This is a genomic window from Enterobacter sp. 22466, from assembly GCF_052044775.1.
GTDB lineage: Bacteria > Pseudomonadota > Gammaproteobacteria > Enterobacterales > Enterobacteriaceae > Enterobacter > Enterobacter dissolvens.
Genome location: NZ_JBQENX010000001.1, coordinates 1,262,202 through 1,278,626 on the forward strand (window position 1 = coordinate 1,262,202; position 16,425 = coordinate 1,278,626).

Below are 16,425 nucleotides of genomic sequence, written 5' to 3' on the forward strand. Positions count from 1 at the left end.
TTGCGCACAGACCGGGTCTATACGTTGTGCCGGTTGCGTAAAGCGTCCCCCCACTGTAATAACAGACTGAACGACGCGGGCAGTACCGTGAGTGTGACCAGCGTCGCGACCAGCAACCCCCCGATAATGGCATACGCCATCGGTCCCCAGAATACCTGGTGCGAGATGGGGATCATGCCCAGAATGGCGGCACAGGCGGTCAGACAGATAGGCCTGGCCCGGTGCTCTGCGGCTGCAATAATGGCGGCATCGTTCGTCATCCCCTGAGCCAGATTGCTGTCAGCTTCGCCGATCAGGATCACCGCGTTACGAATGATCATGCCCGCCAGCGCGATCACGCCCAGCAGGGCGACGAACCCCATCGGTGTTCCGCCCGGCAGCATCGCCAGAACGATGCCCGGTAAGCCAAACGGGGCCATGAACAGGGCCAGAAACATCCGGGAATAGCGTCGTAGCTGAAGCATCAGCAATAACAACATAATGACCAGCGTCACCGGAAGAACGGTAAAGACAGACCGGTTTCCTTTATCGGACTCCGCCACCGCGCCGCCTTCCTCAATACGGTAGCCCGCAGGCAATTGGGCACGCAGTTTATCCACCGCCGGGCGCAGCGCGGCGGAGACGACCTCGGCTCTGAGCCCCGGCGCAAGGTCAGTTTGCACGGTGATAAACGGCAGGCGCTGACGACGCCAGACAACCGGATCGTCCACCCCCCAGACCGGGGTTGCGACAGCACTGAGCGGAATTTTTTTGCCATCGTTCCCCTCAACGGTCAGCGACGACAGTGTGGCCAGATTAAGACGTTCACTGTCTCTGGCGCGGAGCACCACATCCACCAGCCGGTCATTATCCCGTATCGAGGTCACGACGCTGCCGGACCAGACCGTATTCAGCGTCCGGGCCAGACTTTCTGACGACACGCCCGCAGCCCGGGCCGCCGTCTGATTCACCGTAAGGGTAATTACTCTCTCCGGTTCACCGGCGGTCTGGTTGACTTCACGTGTGAGCGGTGACCGGCCAATCACGTCCGTCAGGTGATTCGCCAGCGCCCGAACCTTCACATAGTCCGGCCCGCTAACCCGGTATTTGATGGGCCAGCCGACCGGGGGCCCGAGCTCCAGGGGAGATACGCGCGTGATAATGTCGCTAAATTGCGTCGCCAGTATCTTGTTCAGCTGTGCGTGCAGACGGTCGCGGGCGGTGAGGCTTTTCGCGACCACCACCAACTGGGCACTGTTTTCATTCTCCAGCAGCACATCCATTGGCAGATAAAAACGGATGGCGCCCGATCCCACGTATGTTGAGTAATGATCGATATTGCTATTACCTGCCAGCGCCTTTTCCAGCTTTTCGGCCTCTCTTTGCGTTTCCGGCTGTGAGGCGTTGGCCGGAAGCGTCAGGCTCACCAGCAGCTCTGGTCTGTCGGACGCGGGGAAAAACTCGCCCTGCATAAACGTCGTCCCGTACAGGGACAAACCCAGTGCGGCAAGGGCGCAAAGCACGGTGGCGAGTCGGTGGCGCAAAACCTTGCGCAGCAGCCAGTGATAGCCGCGTGCGAGCCGCCCCGGGCCGGAGGTATGATGCCTGATGTTCTCCGGCAGCAGCCATGTTCCGGTCAGCGGTGAAAACAGGATCGCGACCACCCATGAACACAGCAGGGCAATCAGCACGACCGCAAACAGAGAAAAGCAGTATTCACCCGCGCTGGATGCCGCAAAGCCGACCGGAATAAATCCGGCGATCATCACCAGGGTGCCGGTAAGCATCGGGAATGCCGTCGTGGTGAATGCCCGGGTTGCCGCCTGCCGACGGGAATCGCCAGCCTCCAGACGAGAAACCATGGTTTCCACGGTGATCATGGCGTCATCCACCAGCAGACCCAGCGCAATAATCAGTGCCCCGAGCGAGATGCGCTGCAGGCCAATCCCGGCCAGCATCATTCCGGCGAAGGTCATGGCCAGAACCAGCGGGATTGCCGCAGCCACAACCAGCCCCGCCCGTAGCCCCAGAGAGACAAATGAAACGGCCAGGACGATCACCACCGCTTCAGTAAGAACCCTGATAAAACCCCTCACCGCGTCGCTGACTACCGCGGATTGATCGGCGACCTTCACCATCTCGATACCGTGTGGCAGCCCGGCGCTGAGGGCGGCCACTCGTTGATTCAATGCGGCGCCAAAACGCAGCATATTGCCTGTCGGCGCCATTGAAATCGCCAGCCCGATAGCCGGTTTTCCGTTGACGCGGAACGCCGGCGAGGGCGGCTCGGCGTTTTCCCGGGTGAGGGTGGCAATGTCGGTCAGGGGAAGATAACGATTGTTAATATGCAGCGTGACCGCGCGTAAACTCTCCTCTGAGGTGAGCGAACCGCTGACGCGGAGTGCGATGTTCTCCTGCCCCGTGCGCATGATGCCCGCCGGGACGACGGCATTCTGCGCCCTGAGCGCCTCTGCAACCTGCTGAATATCCAGACCCATCCCCGCCAGACGGGCCGGGGAAAAGGCCAGAACCATCTGTTCCTGCTGTTCACCCAGCAGGGTGGTTTTGCCGATATCCGGCAGGGACATCAGCTCCCGACGCAGTGTCTCCACCCGATCCCGAACCTCCCGCAGGGAATAGCCTTCGGGGATAAAGCCATAAATCGTGCCGAACGTGTCGTCAAATTCATCGTTGACGGCAGGGCCCTGGACGCCTTCGGGCAGGGACGGGGCGATATCCTGCATTTTCTTCCGCACCTGGTACCAGATATCCGGCACCGTTTGCGGCGGCGTGTCATCGCGCAGATTGACATGTATAACGGTACGTCCAGCCCGGGTTTCGCTTTCGATATAATCAAGCCAGGGGACCTCCTGTAATTTTTTCTCAAGCGTATCCGTCAGCAGACGGGTCGTGTCCGCTTCCGATGCCCCCGGCCACTGCGCGGAGACCACGGCCGTTTTGATGGTAAACGCCGGATCTTCGTTGCGCGGCAGGCGCTCGTAACAGAACACGCCCATCGCCATGACTAACAGCATAAAGATACTGACCATCTGCTGATTTTTAAGCGCCCAGGCGGAGAGGTTAACTGTCTCTTTTGTTCGTCTCATGTTCATGGCTGCTCCTCTCCGGCAATCACCGGTTCGCCTGAGCGTAATTTGCTCACGCCAGCCGTAATCACTCTGTCACCGGGCGCAAGACCGGAGGCGATGATGACGGAGGAGGCTGTGTAACGTGCCGGCACAACCACGCGCAGTTGCGCCTGAGATTGCTGGTTGATCACAAACACAGCGGGCCTGTCTGCGTAACGACTCAGTGCCGAGGCCGGAAGGACGTAACCGCACGCGGCACTGGAGGGCAGGGTTACGGTGACGCTGGCGCCCAGAGCCATGGCGGCGGGCGGGGTGTTCAGGGTGGCGCGGACCCGCCAGGTACGGGTCAGGGGATCGGCCTGAGGCGTGATATCGCGTAACACCGCTGAAGCATTGACCGTCGGGTCGCTGAGCAAGGCGATGCGGAATTCAGCTTTATCCGGTGAGGGGATCTCATCGGGCGCGGCAACATCAAACACCACATCGCGGGCTTCACCGGTCGCCAGCGTCAGCACCGACTGGCCTGCGCTGACAATCTGGCCCGCAGAGGCGCTGACCGCGGTAATGATGCCCTCCTTCGGCGAGAGAAGGCGGGTCCAGCCCAGGCTTTCCCGGGCGTTGCGCAGTGCCGCCTCGCTACTTTTCAGACGCGCGCTGGCGACAAGCCAGTCTGCACGGGCAGTGTCGAGTTGCGTGCGGGCTATCGCGCCGGTTGGCATCAGCGTTTGCATTCTGTTGACGTTGAGCGCGGCAACCTGCGCTGAGGCTTTGGCACCCTCATAGTCAGCGGTGGCGGCGTCGAGCTGATTTTGTCCGGTGGTATTGTCGAGGGTCGCCAGCAGTTGCCCGGCGGTAACCCGATCGCCAATATCGACAACGCGCGTGAGGATCCTGCCCCCGACACGGAAACTCAGCGTCGTCTCATCATGGGCATGGATCTCACCGGTTCTTTCCAGTGCCGGCAGCGTTTTCGCTGAACCCACCACACTGTAGCGTACCGCCCGCACGGGGGGCGGCGTGTTTTCGTGTTTATCGCCGCAGCCGGTTAGCGGGAAAATAACCAGAGCAAGTATCACCAGGGGAATAAAGTGCAGCCAGGAAAGGGTGCGCGCCACGCTGTATACATGATGCAGACTGTGGCGGAGGGAGAGAATGAATTCGTCTGACATAACGCCGCTCCAGAAAAGGGATGGCGTTATTTAATCGGCTGTTCATCGAGAAAGATTCGATGTTGTGTCAAGGGTTTATCAAGAACGGGAATTTTCCTCGTCATAAGCGCGCCAGGGCAACTGGATGCGCACCACAAGTCCTCCGGTATCCGGCAATGACGCGTGAATACTTCCCCCATGCGCCTGGCAAATCGCCTGGGCAATAGATAAACCGAGGCCGCTGCCGCCGGAGTGGCGGGCGCGAGACTGTTCCTCGCGGCTAAATCGCTTAAACATGTCCGGTAAAAAGTGCTTTGATACACCCGGACCGTCATCGGCGAATTCGAGGGTGTACTGCCCCCTGGCATAATGCAGGGACACCTCCAGATGGCCTCCCTCGCGTCCGTAGCGGAGTGAATTTTCCATGAGGATCGTAAACACCTGTCCCATACGGAACGCATCGCCTCTGAAAGGGCAGGCGCGCGGGTTACGCAACGTTATCGTAAAATTATGCGCATCGGCCTGCGGGGTGATCCAGTCTGCCCGCTCCTGAATCAGCTCATCCAGACGCAATGGCCGTTCTTCAAGTACAAGATTTCCCGCATCAGCCAAAGAGAGAAGGTGCAATTCATCGGTCAGCCGGTTGAGGTGCTGGAGCTGTTTCATCACCATCCCCAGTTGCTCCGGGCTGGCGTCAAACACACCGTCCATCATACCCTGCAGACGTCCAATGGCTGCCGTCAGGGGAGAGCGCAGCTCATGTGCCATGGCAACGTGCGAGGCGCGCAGCTCCTTTTCATAGCGAGCCAGTTGTCCGGTCATGGTATTAAAGTCAGTTGCAAAGCTGATCATTTCTGCAGGCGCATCTTTCACCAGCTCGGCCTGTCGGCCAAACTGTCCATCGGCCACATCTTTGGCCGCATCCCGAAGACAGCTGAACTGCAGCGCCAGAGGACGTGCGTGCTTAAGCCCCATCACCACGATGAAGGGGATCATCACCAGCACCAGCAGAGCCACGGTGACCCAGTCAGCCGAGGCGATGGACGGAGTGGAGTAACTGAGCCCCCACCAGCTGTCTACAATATCGTGAAAGCGGGCCGGGTTTGACTGCGGATTCTGGCTGAGCGTGAGAAACTCCTGCCGGACCGCTGCGGGCATTTTGCCCATTATCCAGTAGTTCTGCACGGCGTAACGCAGCCACATGCAGGCTGCAATAACGATCACGCTGCCAATCGCCAGCGCCAGGATGCGCGCACAAATCCAGCGCCAGAGGGAGGAATGACGGGTCTTTATCATGGCTGTCTGAACCTGTAACCCACGCCGCGAACGTTAACCAGCACGCCGGAAATACCCGCGGCTTCGAGTTTTTTACGCAGGTTATAAATATGGGTATCCACCACCCGCTCCAGGGCCTCGCTTTCCGGCAAACAGTGCTCCAGTAAATATTGACGGGAAAAAGGACGCGAAGGTGAACGCATCAGCGTGGCCAGTAGCGAGAATTCCGTTGGGGTCAGATCCAGTACCCGTGGCGTGTTGTCATCGTTGACGATACTCGCCACGATGGCCGTGACATCCACCTCCAGCGTCTGCCAGCGAAGGATCTCTTCTTCGCGCGTGTTTTTGTTACTCCGGCGCAGCACCGCCTGCACCCGTGCCACGACTTCACCAGGATGATAGGGTTTAACGACATAGTCATCAGCCCCGTATCTCAACGCGCCGATGCGATCGGGCGTATCGCCCATAGCCGTCACCATGATAACGGGCACATCGCTTTTGCGACGCAGGCTGGCCAGCACCTCCGTTCCGTTGAGTCCGGGAAGCATGACATCCAGCAAGACAAGATCGGGTTTCCAGCGTTGCGCCATCTCCAGTCCGGCCAGCCCGTCCCCTGTGACGGTCACATCGTAATTTTCACGGCGTAAATAGGCTTCAAGTACGCCAGCCGCATCGGCATCATCTTCAATAATCAGCACTCTTCTGGACAACATCTGTTCACCTTGACCGTTTCTTAACACTATCCCGACTATTCATTGATTTAGCCAAATCATACTGCGCACAACGTAGAAGTGGAGACCAGTATGATAGCGAGAAAAAAAGCCCTGTATATGACCGTTCCGTTTCTGATGACGGCAGCATCCGGCGTACACGCCGATGAGGCACAAACGTCTTCCGACTATTTGACGATTGGGGCAGGAGGACGCTATGCGCCTCGTTATTCAGGCTCTGACAAGCAGGTATGGCAAGGGGTTCCTGTTTTACAGGGGCGCAAAGGCGCATTCTTTATTGATGCGCAGAAAGGCATTGGATATGACCTGCAAAATGACAGCGGCGTGTACCTTGAACATACTCTGGGTTACGACCTGGGCAGGGCGGACGAAAACGCCAGCTGGCGCGAGGGAGCGAATAATCTGAAAGGGATGGGAGAGATCGATACCAGCCTGAATACCGGGCTGGCAGTCGGCTGGCAAATCACTTCCTGGCTCAGCGTGGAAGGCAAAGCGACCCTGCCTGTAACGGACAGTCAGGGGGTAAACTACCAGGCCTCTGTCACGCTGATCCCTCTGCAAAACAGTCAGGACACGATTGTTTTTCAGTCGGCATCCCTGTTTGGCGACAGCCGTTACATGAATACCTGGTATGGCGTCAGTCAGCAGCAGAGTCTGCGCGCCGGCTATAGCCGTTATTCAGCGCCCGGTGGATTCTACGGTATAGACAACAGCCTGACATGGAGCCATCAGCTCGATGCCCACTGGGGCACGCTGCTGAGCGCTGACTACATCTGGCTTGGGGAGCATGCGAATAACAGCCCAATCGTATCGCGACGTCAGGAAGGCGCTGTCACCGCCGCCATCACCTGGACATTCTAGCGTGGAGGTGAAAGATGCGGTCTTCCTCGGCGTCGCCGGGGCAATGATAACGGCCATCTATGTCATTACCTGGTACGTCTATGTATACGGGTGAACAGAGCTGGCCGGAGGGGGAGAAGTGGCGAGACAAGAAAAAACCAGGAAGATTATTTCTTCTTGTTCATCATCGCTTTCAAATCAGCAAACGGATTAAAGGTGGCGACACCCATATCTTTTTGCGCGTCTTCTCCCGCGACAACGGTGGTGCCGTACTGGTCTGCTTCGGTGTACTTCGAGTGTTCATGATCGTGGCAAAACAGGCATAACAGCTCCCAGTTACTGCCATCTTCCGGGTTGTTAGTATGGTCGTGATCGATATGGTGGACCGTGAGTTCACGGAGGTTGGAATAGACAAATTCCCGTGAGCAGCGCCCACAGACCCATGGGTAAATTTTTAACGCTTTTTCACGATAGCCGCTTTCCAGCCGCGCGTAGTTTTTAGGGATCAGAGCCATTGCCGGTTTTACCTGCGAGGAAAAGAGTGAACGAAATTATATCCCATTATGGAACGTCATGGCGATCTGCGCAGTTCAGTCAATTTATTTGAAGCATTCCGTTAAATAAACGGCATTTATTGTTGCCCGGTAATGCGTAAAGTAGAGGAAACGCATCACATTCTCAGGATTACCTGTTATGAAAAAGATCGGATTTTTATCATTTGGTCACTGGACGCCGTCGCCGCAGTCCGGTACCCGAACCGCAGCGGACACGCTGCTGCAGTCCATCGAGCTGGCCGTAGCGGCTGAAGAGCTGGGCGCAGATGGCGCGTATTTCCGCGTGCACCACTTTGCCCGCCAGCTCAGCTCGCCGTTCCCCTTGCTGGCGGCGATAGGCGCAAAAACCAAAACCATCGAAATCGGTACCGGCGTGATTGACATGCGGTATGAAAACCCGATGTACATGGCGGAGGACGCCGGGGCGGCGGATCTGATCTCCGGTGGGCGTTTGCAGCTGGGCATTAGCCGCGGCTCGCCGGAGCAGGTGATTGATGGCTGGCGTCACTTTGGCTATGTCCCGCAGGAAGGGGAAAACGAAGCGGATATGGCGCGTCGTCATACTGAGGTGCTGCTTGAGGTGCTGCGCGGAGAAGGGTTTGCGAAACCAAACCCGCAACCGATGTTCCCGAACCCGCCGGGTCTGCTGCGCCTGGAGCCACATTCTGAAGGTTTACGCGACCGCATCTGGTGGGGGGCGGGTTCAAATGCAACGGCGGTCTGGGCCGCAAAACTGGGCATGAACCTGCAAAGCTCAACGCTGAAAGACGATGAAACCGGTGAGCCGTTCCATATTCAGCAGGCAAAACAGATCCGCGCGTATCGTCAGGCCTGGGCAGAGGCGGGCCATACCCGTCAGCCGCGCGTGTCGGTTAGCCGCAGTATCTTCGCCCTGATGGACGATCGTGACCGGATGTATTTCGGAGCCAGCCGCAACGACAGCGATAGCGTGGGTTATCTGGATGAAAAAACGCGGGCGATTTTCGGACGCAGCTATGCGGCGGAGCCCGATAAGCTGGTTGAACAGCTGAAGCAGGATGAAGCGATCGCCGAAGCGGATACCCTGTTACTGACCGTGCCGAATCAGCTTGGCGTGGACTACAACGCGCATGTGATTGAGTCGATCCTCAAACATGTAGCGCCAGCGATGGGCTGGCGCGAATAGTTTAAGTAACGGGTTGCTCAGCCTCTGTGGCTCATATCGCTCAGCAGTACGGCGATACTTTGTCCGCCCGCCGTCTGCTCAAGCGCAATCTTGACGATGATGGTCAGCGGAACGGAGAGCAGCATGCCGACGGGGCCGAGCAGCCAACCCCAGAATATCAGGGATAAAAACACCACCAGCGTGGAAAGCCCGAGCCCGCGCCCCATCATGCGCGGCTCAAGAATATTTCCGAAGACCAGGTTAATCACCAGATAACCGGCCAGCAGAACCAGTGCATCATACAAGCCACTGAAAACCAGCACCTGAAGAATAGGCGGGATGGCCGCCAGCACGGAACCGATGTTGGGAATATAGTTGAGCGCAAAGGCGAGCAGCCCCCAGACGAAGGCAAACCGTACATCCAGCGCAACCAGCATTCCCCAGACAACAAACCCGGTGACGAGGCTGATCGCCGTTTTCAGCACCAGATAGCGGGAGACGCTGTCCAGCGCGCGCTGAATGGCTCCCATTCCTTCCACCGGCCGAACCATGATCTGCTGCAGTTTGGCAGGCAGTTGCGGCACCTCCAGCAGCATAAACACCACGGTTAAAAACAGCAGGAAAATAGAGGTCATGGCGTTAGAGAGTTGCGCCAGCAGGCTGGTGACCAGGGTCATGGCCGCGTTGGGATCGATATACTTCAGCAACTCCTCAACGGAGACCTCAATGCCCGCGCGCTGCAGCCAGGGCTCAATCTGCAACAGCGGTATCACCAGCGACGAGCGGTATTTCGGCAACGTGCGCGCCAGCTCATTGAGGGACGTGCCCAGATAAGCGACCAGCAGCACCATGGCGATAATGATGATGCTGATAAGCAGGGTGATCGCCAGCACGCGCGGTATGCGTAGCCGCACCATGCGCTGAACCAGCGGGTTAAGGATCACCGCAATAAATAGCGCCAGAATAAAAGGCACGATAATATCGGCGGCAAAACGAACGCCCGTCAGGATGATCACCAGCATGCCAAGCATGATGACAATCTTAAGGCCGTTCAGGGTAATGATGGGTTTAGCCATGGCGGTTCCTGAATATTTTTTATTAATGATAAATGCGAATGGCGTTTAAATAAACTAACCAAAATCAAACGAGCTCAGTAAAGAATTGAAAAGACTTTGAGTAAAATCCTGACTTATGGTACAAATTCAGCGTGTTCAACTACCGAGGACAATTTTGATCCGCAAAGACGAGAAGCAACACCGCGGATAATTGTAATTTTATGGACAATTTGTTCAGGACGTATTCTTCAAACCACACTGCTGTATTTTCCACCTCTTTCTGCCTTCTGTCTGCTGAGCAACACTGGCGCAACGCGCTATAGTCACGTCTTCTGCCTGAGCTGGCGCTACGCGCTTAGCTATCTGATTTAATTTTCTTTTTTCTGGTTTGCTGTTCGCAGCGAGCCGCGATGGATTATATTCTCAAGCAGGAGAAAAACATGTTTTACTGGATTTTATTAGCCCTGGCTATTCTCGCTGAAATTACCGGCACGCTGTCTATGAAATGGGCAAGCGTCAGCGATGGCAACACCGGTTTTATTTTAATGCTGGTGATGATTTCACTTTCCTATATTTTCCTCTCGTTTGCGGTGAAGAAAATCGCACTGGGGGTAGCCTATGCCCTCTGGGAAGGTATCGGTATTTTGTTGATTACGCTGTTCAGCGTTTTGTTATTTGACGAAACATTATCAACAATGAAAATTGCCGGATTGACGACGCTGGTTGTCGGGATTGTGCTGATTAAATCGGGTACACGTAAACCGACAAAACAGCAGAAGGAGCAGACCCATGCAACAGTTTGAATGGATCCACGCGGCCTGGCTGGGGTTCGCCATTGTTCTGGAAATTCTGGCGAACGTCTTTCTGAAATTCTCTGATGGTTTCCGCCGTAAAATTTACGGCCTGATGTCGATTGCTGCCGTACTGGGTGCGTTTAGCGCCCTGTCGCAGGCGGTAAAAGGTATCGATCTGTCAGTAGCGTACGCATTATGGGGCGGTTTTGGTATAGCCGCGACCCTGGCAGCAGGTTGGATACTCTTCGGCCAACGATTAAATAATAAAGGCTGGATCGGTCTGGCACTGCTGCTGGCCGGCATGATTATGATAAAACTCGCCTGATAAAAATAGAGCCATCATCTTCAGGCGGCGAAATTCGCCGCCTGTATTACGCTTAGAAAAGCAAAACATGAAGAGGATGGCTGATGTATCGCACATTAAGCTGGCGCAATATTCCCACCGCGAGAACGTTGTTTGCCATGATCTTCATGGCGGGGATCGGCTTAATCATCTCCATCGTCGCGCTGCTCTACCTTTCCCTGCATCTTATCAGCACCAAAACCAATGAAATTGATGAACACCGCTCGGCACTTTCCGTAAAGGGGGCGATTCAGACCTCAGTCAACCGCGTCTCCTCGCTGGTCATTGATAACGCGGTCTGGGACGACGCGGTTCGCGAGGCCTACCGCCCAACGCTCAATACCGAATGGTTGTATAACACCTGGGGCGCCGGCTTTAAGATCGACAACCTTTATGATGGCACCTTCGTGCTGGATGAACACTTCCACGTTATCTGGGGCTCGTTTCAGAGCCAGCCCTTCACCGAGACGACGCTCGACTTTTTTGGCCAGGGCCTGAAAGCGCTGATTGACCAGCACCGGCGTGCGTTATCCAGCGATAAAAATATCTACGCCGGGATCACTCAGACACGCCACGGTGTGGCGTTTATCGGCATTGGGCTGATTCGCCCGATGGTCGGGCGATTACAGGTTCACGATGGCACGCGCCGCTATCTGGTGATTACTCGCCACCTTAACGGCAAAATATTATCCGATCTGGGAACGACCTTTCAGATTGATAACCTCAACTATAGCCCTGACAAAATCAGCGCTCTGAGCCTGCCGCTGCGCAGTTCAGCAGGAGAGTTACTGGGGTATATCAACTGGCAGGCACGCCTGCCGGGCGCGGAGGCTGCCCGGGCGGCCTCATCCGATATCACGCAGATTGTGGTGTTAGCGTCGGGGTTGATCCTGCTGTTCATTCTGGTGAGCAGCATCGGCCTGTACAAACTGGCACGGGGCGAGAGCCAGGCGCGACTGGTGGCGAGAACGGACTGGTTAAGCCATTTGCCGAACCGACGCGCGTTAATCGAGGCGCTGGAACAGGTGAGTTTACGCGGTGATATTGATGTAAAAAGCGTGGTGTTTGTCGATCTGGATGGTTTTAAGGATGTGAACGATATCTACGGTCACGACGTGGGGGACGATTTGATCGTGGCGATTGCGAAGGCGCTGAGAGCCCGCGTTCCGCCAGGGGGAATGCTGGCGCGAATGGGCGGCGATGAATTTGCCATGACCGTGGGGGGCGACCATGCGGAAACCCTTGCCACCGCGTTTGCCAATGCCGTGCTGGACTTCCTCAACGCCCCCATACGGCTGGGCGATCGCACCATTCATATTGGTGCGAGCATCGGTATTGCCAGCGGCACCCTGATTGAATGCAGCAGTTCTGAACTGTTTCGCCGTGCGGATATCGCCATGTATCACGCCAAAGTGACCGGAAAAGGGCGTATTACCCACTACGACGCGGAGCTGAACAGCGCCCGTGAACGTCAGCTGGCGATTGAAAATGAGATCCGTAACGGGCTGGAGCAGGACGAGTTTGAGGTCTGGTATCAGCCGATCATCGACGCGCGTAGCCAGAAAATGAGCGGTGTTGAAGCGCTGGTGCGCTGGCCGCGTCGTCCGGGCGGCGAGATTGGCCCGGACACTTTTATCTCCATCGCCGAGACCAGCGGTCTGATTTACAAACTGGGTCAGTTTGTTTTGCATCGGGCCTGTCGGGACATGGCGCCTTTCAGCGAGTTAAAACTCTCCGTTAACATCTCGCCCGCGCAGTTTCGCGATCCTGAATTCGAAGACAAGGTCGCCCAGGTGCTGGAGACCACCCGTTTCCCGGCCAATCGACTGCAGCTTGAGGTCACGGAAACCTATGTGCTGGAAAATCCGGAGCGCGCCCGCATGGCCATCGCCAACCTGAAAGCACTGGGAACGGCGGTGGCGCTGGATGACTTTGGCACAGGCTATTCGAGCATTGGCTATTTGCGGCGTTTTAATTTTGACACCATCAAGATCGACAAATCTCTTGCCGGGCTGGTGGATGACGATGAACAGGCCGCCGCACTGGTGAGTGGAACAGTGCGCATCGCCAATGCCCTGGGCATGGCAGTGGTCGCGGAAGGGGTGGAAAACGAAAAACAGATGAAATTGCTGCGGCTGGCTGGCTGCGATCAATTGCAGGGCTTCTGGTTTAGCCAGCCAATGCCGATTGAGTCAATTGTGGCGTTACGTCAGGTCAAACAGTGCTGATTTACTGTTGCGCCAGCGCATCAAGCTTGTCACGAAAACCGGTCACCGAGAGAGCACGGTTATCTGCGCGCCATCGATCTTTGGCCGCCGGGGCCGAGCTCTGCACGCCAATCAGCTGCCAGCCGTTTTCCGTTTTCAACATCAGCGGTGAGCCGCTGTCGCCCGGTAACGTATCACACTGGTGCGAGAGCACGCTGTTTTGCGCCCAGCCGGTCACAATGCAGTCGGTATGGGTGTAGAGCGTATCCAGATGATCAACCGGGTAACCGGATTGCGTCACCTTGCGATCGACGGCTTTCAGCGCGGCGGTCAGTGCGGCTTTATCCCCGTCAAAGAGCGGGAGCGGGGTAATACCTGAAGGCGGGTAGCGCAAAATGATGAGACCGAAATCCCAGGAAGCCGCCGCAGGGGGCACGATCCAGCCGTCACCGTCCGGTTTCAGGCGCTTACCCAGCGAAGGGTCAACCCGGCCTTCAATACCGTGAATTTCATAGCGCCACATCCCTTTCTGAGACACAAATCGCAGTACCACGGCTTTGTCGGGTTTGCCGTCCGGCGGCGTCAACAGGCAATGGCCTGCGGTCAGGGCAAGCTCAGGGGTAATCAACGTGGCGGTGCATAAGTTACCGCTGGCGGTTTCCAGTTGCCCGATGGCATCCCACGGGGCCTGGGTAGGATCGGCGACACGCGTACGATCATCATGACCGAAAAACAGCGTTTTAAGCTCTTTCGCGCTAATGGTGTCATCATCGCCATCATCCGCATGCGCGAATCCAGAAAAAAGAGCAAACGTTCCCAGTAATAACACAACAGATTTACGCATATCACACTCTGGTGGGGGTAATTATGATTATTAAAAGTGAACCCTATGAAAATACTATAGACGGGACAGCGCTAAAGTGGGAGTAAAATCAGCGTGCTACGATCAGGAAAGATAAAACTGGCTTGCGATGAGCGCGCATAAAATAAGCAGGATAAGGATCAACTCAAACCGATAGCGTCGCAGCATACGCCCTCCGGATAAAAAAACGGCGCTGTATTGAAAGGTTCAGCGCCGGTTTACCAACGTGCCCCGAAGGGCACGGTTTAGCTTGTACTCTTACGCAGCTGGCTGAGCAGCTGGTTTAGCAGCTTCGTGTTTTACTGCTTTTTTGTGATGCTTTTTAGCGGCCTGAGCTTTCTGCTCTACAGCGGGTTTAGTCGCTTTTTTGTGGTGCTTTTTCGCGGCCTGTGCTTTCTGCTCAACAGCCGGTTTAGCGGCGTCTTGTTTTACGGCTTTTTTGTGGTGCTTTTTAGCCGCCTGCGCTTTTTGCTCTGCAGCAGGTTTAGCGGCTTTGTGATGTTTCTTGTGGTGTACCGCTTTTGCCGGAGCAGCGGTGGTGGTTGCAGCTGGTGCAGCGGCAGCTGGAGCAGTTGCAGTAGTCTCAGCAGCGAACGCAGCAGAAGACAGACCCATAGCAGCGGCAACAACCAGAGCTAATACTTTATTCATGTTCATACCCTCGAATTTGGTTTTTCATTTAACCCCACTGCGGGGCCGTTGAAATAACTATATCCCTGTAAATTCGGGGTTTCCGTGAGTGATTGGTATCGGCGTGTAACCGTTTGTACAACGCCGGGGGCGTTCCCCGGCGTGGGTCATTAGAGGTAACGCGAGGTCAGGTGTTCACGGAAGTAGCGGATATTCAGATCTTCTCCCGTCGCCTGGGTGATCAGCTGTGACGTGGTAAACCGGCTGCCGTGTTGCCAGACATTCTGGCGCAGCCAGTCAAACAGGGCCGACAGATCTCCCTCCGCGATAGAGGCCTGCAGACCCGGCAGCGCCATTTTCGCGGCGTGGAACAGTTGCGCGGCGTACATCGCCCCCAGCGTATAAGACGGGAAGTAACCGAATCCGCCGTCGGTCCAGTGGATGTCCTGCATACAGCCGTTGCGGTAGTTGTCTTTGGTGGATAACCCGAGCCAGGCCTGCATTTTCTCATCCCACAGGGCCGGAATGTCGTCCACCTCGATATCGCCATTGATCAGCGCCCGCTCAATCTCATAGCGCAGCACCACGTGTGCCGGGTAGCTCACTTCGTCTGCATCGACGCGGATATAGCCCGGCTTCACGCGCTGGTTCCAGGCGATAAAGTTCTCTTCGCTAAACGCCGCCTGGCTACCAAAACGGGCATGAACGGCAGGGAGGAGATGTTTCAGGAACGCCTCGCTGCGGCCAAGCTGCATCTCAAAGAACAGACTCTGGGATTCGTGGATTGCCGTTGAACGTGCCAGGGCAACGGGCTGACCGGCCCACGCGCGCGGCAGGTTCTGTTCGTAGCGCGCGTGTCCGGTTTCGTGGATCACACCAAACAGGGCGCTGAGGAGTTCATCTTCGTCATAACGTGTGGTAATGCGCACATCTTCCGGCACGCCGCCGCAGAACGGGTGTGCGCTCACGTCCAGACGACCACCGTTAAAATCGAAGCCGAGCATCTTCATGGCTTCCAGCCCCAGCTCACGCTGCGTTGCCGTCGGGAAAGGTCCCTGCGGCGGGACGAACGACTGCTTTGCCTGCTTTTCGACCACGTTTGCCAGCAGATCCGGCAGCCAGGACTTCATATCAGCAAAGAGCACGTCCAGGCGCGCGCTGGTCATGTCCGGCTCAAAAATATCGAGCAGCGCGTCGTAAGGTGAGCAACCTTTGGCATCCGCGCGCAGACGCGCCTCTTCGCGGCTCAGTTTGACCACCTCTTTCAGGTTGGCGGAAAACCCCTGCCAGTCGTTGGCCGGACGCTGGGTACGCCAGGCGTGTTCACACTTGCTGCCCGCCAGCGATTTGGCTTCCACCAGCGATTCCGGCAGCAGCGAGGCCTGTTGATATTGACGCGTCATTTCGCGCAGGTTGGCCTGTTCGACATCGTTCAGATCTTCACCTGCCGCCGCAGCCAGCAGGTCGCCCACTTTTTTGTCGGTCAGGATCTGATGTTGCAGGACGCTCATCTCCGCCAGCGCCTCACCGCGCGCGGTGCTGCCGCCGGGCGGCATCATGGTGAACATGTCCCAGCTGGCGATGGAGGAGAGGTGTGAGAAGCGGGAGAGACGCTGGAAAGTTTTCACAAGTGACTGATAGGCGGATATTTTTTGCAATTCTTATTTCCTCTTGCCAGGGATGTGTTTCAGGGAGCATACAATGAAACAGACCAAATTCCCCAACATTTCCCACCCGGAGGAAATCGGTGCCGATCTCCTGCGTTGAAACCGTC

14 protein-coding genes and 1 pseudogene are annotated in these 16,425 nt (G+C 56.5%); 6 read left to right on the forward strand and 9 right to left on the reverse strand.

The window, feature by feature from the left end; translation table 11 throughout:
• Positions 1–17 precede the first annotated feature (17 nt).
• The 4 genes from ACTJJI_RS06170 to ACTJJI_RS06185 all read right to left on the reverse strand — a co-directional run bounded on the left by ACTJJI_RS06170 (position 18) and on the right by ACTJJI_RS06185 (position 6,204).
• Positions 18–3,092: an efflux RND transporter permease subunit gene (locus ACTJJI_RS06170; RefSeq protein ID WP_440653439.1), complete on the reverse strand. Its 3,075-nt coding sequence runs from the start codon at positions 3,090–3,092 to the stop codon at positions 18–20.
• A complete protein-coding gene (locus ACTJJI_RS06175; RefSeq protein ID WP_014831686.1) occupies positions 3,089–4,237 on the reverse strand; it encodes an efflux RND transporter periplasmic adaptor subunit in 1,149 nt (382 codons plus the stop codon). The genes ACTJJI_RS06170 and ACTJJI_RS06175 overlap by 4 nt, the downstream gene beginning before the upstream one ends.
• A 78-nt stretch (positions 4,238–4,315) precedes the next feature.
• Positions 4,316–5,512: a sensor histidine kinase gene (locus ACTJJI_RS06180; RefSeq protein WP_440653442.1), complete on the reverse strand. Its 1,197-nt coding sequence runs from the start codon at positions 5,510–5,512 to the stop codon at positions 4,316–4,318.
• Positions 5,509–6,204 (reverse strand): response regulator, encoded by a 696-nt coding sequence (locus ACTJJI_RS06185; RefSeq protein WP_047362093.1) that lies wholly within the window; start codon positions 6,202–6,204, stop codon positions 5,509–5,511. Before ACTJJI_RS06185 ends, ACTJJI_RS06180 begins: the two co-directional genes overlap by 4 nt.
• 90 nt (positions 6,205–6,294) lie before the next feature.
• Here ACTJJI_RS06185 and ACTJJI_RS06190 point away from each other — a divergent pair, with 90 nt between their 5' ends.
• Positions 6,295–7,083 carry a MipA/OmpV family protein gene (locus ACTJJI_RS06190; RefSeq protein WP_440653444.1) on the forward strand — a complete coding sequence of 263 codons (789 nt, stop codon included), beginning with the start codon at positions 6,295–6,297 and terminating at the stop codon, positions 7,081–7,083.
• Positions 7,084–7,229: 146 nt separating this feature from the next.
• Here the strand turns inward: ACTJJI_RS06190 and yajD are convergent, their stop codons facing one another.
• Positions 7,230–7,577 carry an HNH nuclease YajD gene (gene yajD / locus ACTJJI_RS06195; protein WP_014169845.1) on the reverse strand — a complete coding sequence of 116 codons (348 nt, stop codon included), beginning with the start codon at positions 7,575–7,577 and terminating at the stop codon, positions 7,230–7,232.
• A 178-nt stretch (positions 7,578–7,755) separates the two neighbouring features.
• On the opposite strand from yajD, the gene ACTJJI_RS06200 reads away from it, so the two are divergent.
• Positions 7,756–8,781, forward strand: a complete 1,026-nt coding sequence (locus ACTJJI_RS06200) for an LLM class flavin-dependent oxidoreductase (RefSeq protein WP_440653446.1) — start codon at positions 7,756–7,758, stop codon at positions 8,779–8,781.
• Between the two features lie 17 nt (positions 8,782–8,798).
• Here the strand turns inward: ACTJJI_RS06200 and ACTJJI_RS06205 are convergent, their stop codons facing one another.
• Positions 8,799–9,836, reverse strand: coding sequence for an AI-2E family transporter (locus ACTJJI_RS06205; protein ID WP_014831691.1), 1,038 nt, complete (start codon positions 9,834–9,836; stop codon positions 8,799–8,801).
• Between the two features lie 131 nt (positions 9,837–9,967).
• On the opposite strand from ACTJJI_RS06205, the pseudogene ACTJJI_RS06210 reads away from it, so the two are divergent.
• The 4 genes and pseudogenes from ACTJJI_RS06210 to ACTJJI_RS06225 all read left to right on the forward strand — a co-directional run bounded on the left by ACTJJI_RS06210 (position 9,968) and on the right by ACTJJI_RS06225 (position 13,180).
• Positions 9,968–10,138: pseudogene (locus ACTJJI_RS06210) on the forward strand (protein YdgV).
• Positions 10,139–10,255: 117 nt separating this feature from the next.
• The gene (gene mdtJ, locus ACTJJI_RS06215; RefSeq protein WP_014831692.1) at positions 10,256–10,618 is read left to right on the forward strand and encodes a multidrug/spermidine efflux SMR transporter subunit MdtJ; all 363 of its coding nucleotides are present in this window, start codon (positions 10,256–10,258) and stop codon (positions 10,616–10,618) included.
• The gene (gene mdtI, locus ACTJJI_RS06220; RefSeq protein ID WP_014831693.1) at positions 10,605–10,934 is read left to right on the forward strand and encodes a multidrug/spermidine efflux SMR transporter subunit MdtI; all 330 of its coding nucleotides are present in this window, start codon (positions 10,605–10,607) and stop codon (positions 10,932–10,934) included. Before mdtJ ends, mdtI begins: the two co-directional genes overlap by 14 nt.
• 83 nt (positions 10,935–11,017) lie before the next feature.
• Positions 11,018–13,180 (forward strand): bifunctional diguanylate cyclase/phosphodiesterase, encoded by a 2,163-nt coding sequence (locus ACTJJI_RS06225; protein WP_014831694.1) that lies wholly within the window; start codon positions 11,018–11,020, stop codon positions 13,178–13,180.
• Position 13,181: 1 nt separating this feature from the next.
• On the opposite strand, the gene ACTJJI_RS06230 is transcribed toward ACTJJI_RS06225, so the two are convergent.
• From ACTJJI_RS06230 to ACTJJI_RS06240, 3 genes are all read right to left on the reverse strand, one after another.
• On the reverse strand, positions 13,182–14,003 hold the full coding sequence (locus ACTJJI_RS06230; protein ID WP_047362089.1) for a trypsin-like serine peptidase: 822 nt from the start codon (positions 14,001–14,003) through the stop codon (positions 13,182–13,184).
• 276 nt (positions 14,004–14,279) lie between these two features.
• Entirely contained in the window at positions 14,280–14,672 is a 393-nt protein-coding gene (gene asr, locus ACTJJI_RS06235; protein ID WP_047362088.1) for an acid resistance repetitive basic protein Asr, read from the reverse strand.
• A gap of 149 nt (positions 14,673–14,821) precedes the next feature.
• Positions 14,822–16,309, reverse strand: coding sequence for a carboxypeptidase M32 (locus ACTJJI_RS06240; protein ID WP_440653451.1), 1,488 nt, complete (start codon positions 16,307–16,309; stop codon positions 14,822–14,824).
• Between the last annotated feature and the right edge of the window lie 116 nt (positions 16,310–16,425).

Excerpts from the sequence above, each read along its gene's own strand:
- ACTJJI_RS06190 (WP_440653444.1), top strand. The coding sequence starts at position 6,295 with ATGATAGCGAGAAAAAAAGCCCTGTATATGACCGTTCCGTTTCTGATG.
- mdtI (WP_014831693.1), top strand. The coding sequence starts at position 10,605 with ATGCAACAGTTTGAATGGATCCACGCGGCCTGGCTGGGGTTCGCCATT.
- ACTJJI_RS06180 (WP_440653442.1), bottom strand. The coding sequence starts at position 5,512 with ATGATAAAGACCCGTCATTCCTCCCTCTGGCGCTGGATTTGTGCGCGC.
- ACTJJI_RS06230 (WP_047362089.1), bottom strand. The coding sequence starts at position 14,003 with ATGCGTAAATCTGTTGTGTTATTACTGGGAACGTTTGCTCTTTTTTCT.
- ACTJJI_RS06170 (WP_440653439.1), bottom strand. The coding sequence starts at position 3,092 with ATGAACATGAGACGAACAAAAGAGACAGTTAACCTCTCCGCCTGGGCG.
- ACTJJI_RS06200 (WP_440653446.1), top strand. The coding sequence starts at position 7,756 with ATGAAAAAGATCGGATTTTTATCATTTGGTCACTGGACGCCGTCGCCG.
- ACTJJI_RS06205 (WP_014831691.1), bottom strand. The coding sequence starts at position 9,836 with ATGGCTAAACCCATCATTACCCTGAACGGCCTTAAGATTGTCATCATG.
- ACTJJI_RS06225 (WP_014831694.1), top strand. The coding sequence starts at position 11,018 with ATGTATCGCACATTAAGCTGGCGCAATATTCCCACCGCGAGAACGTTG.
- yajD (WP_014169845.1), bottom strand. The coding sequence starts at position 7,577 with ATGGCTCTGATCCCTAAAAACTACGCGCGGCTGGAAAGCGGCTATCGT.
- asr (WP_047362088.1), bottom strand. The coding sequence starts at position 14,672 with ATGAATAAAGTATTAGCTCTGGTTGTTGCCGCTGCTATGGGTCTGTCT.
- ACTJJI_RS06185 (WP_047362093.1), bottom strand. The coding sequence starts at position 6,204 with ATGTTGTCCAGAAGAGTGCTGATTATTGAAGATGATGCCGATGCGGCT.
- mdtJ (WP_014831692.1), top strand. The coding sequence starts at position 10,256 with ATGTTTTACTGGATTTTATTAGCCCTGGCTATTCTCGCTGAAATTACC.
- ACTJJI_RS06175 (WP_014831686.1), bottom strand. The coding sequence starts at position 4,237 with ATGTCAGACGAATTCATTCTCTCCCTCCGCCACAGTCTGCATCATGTA.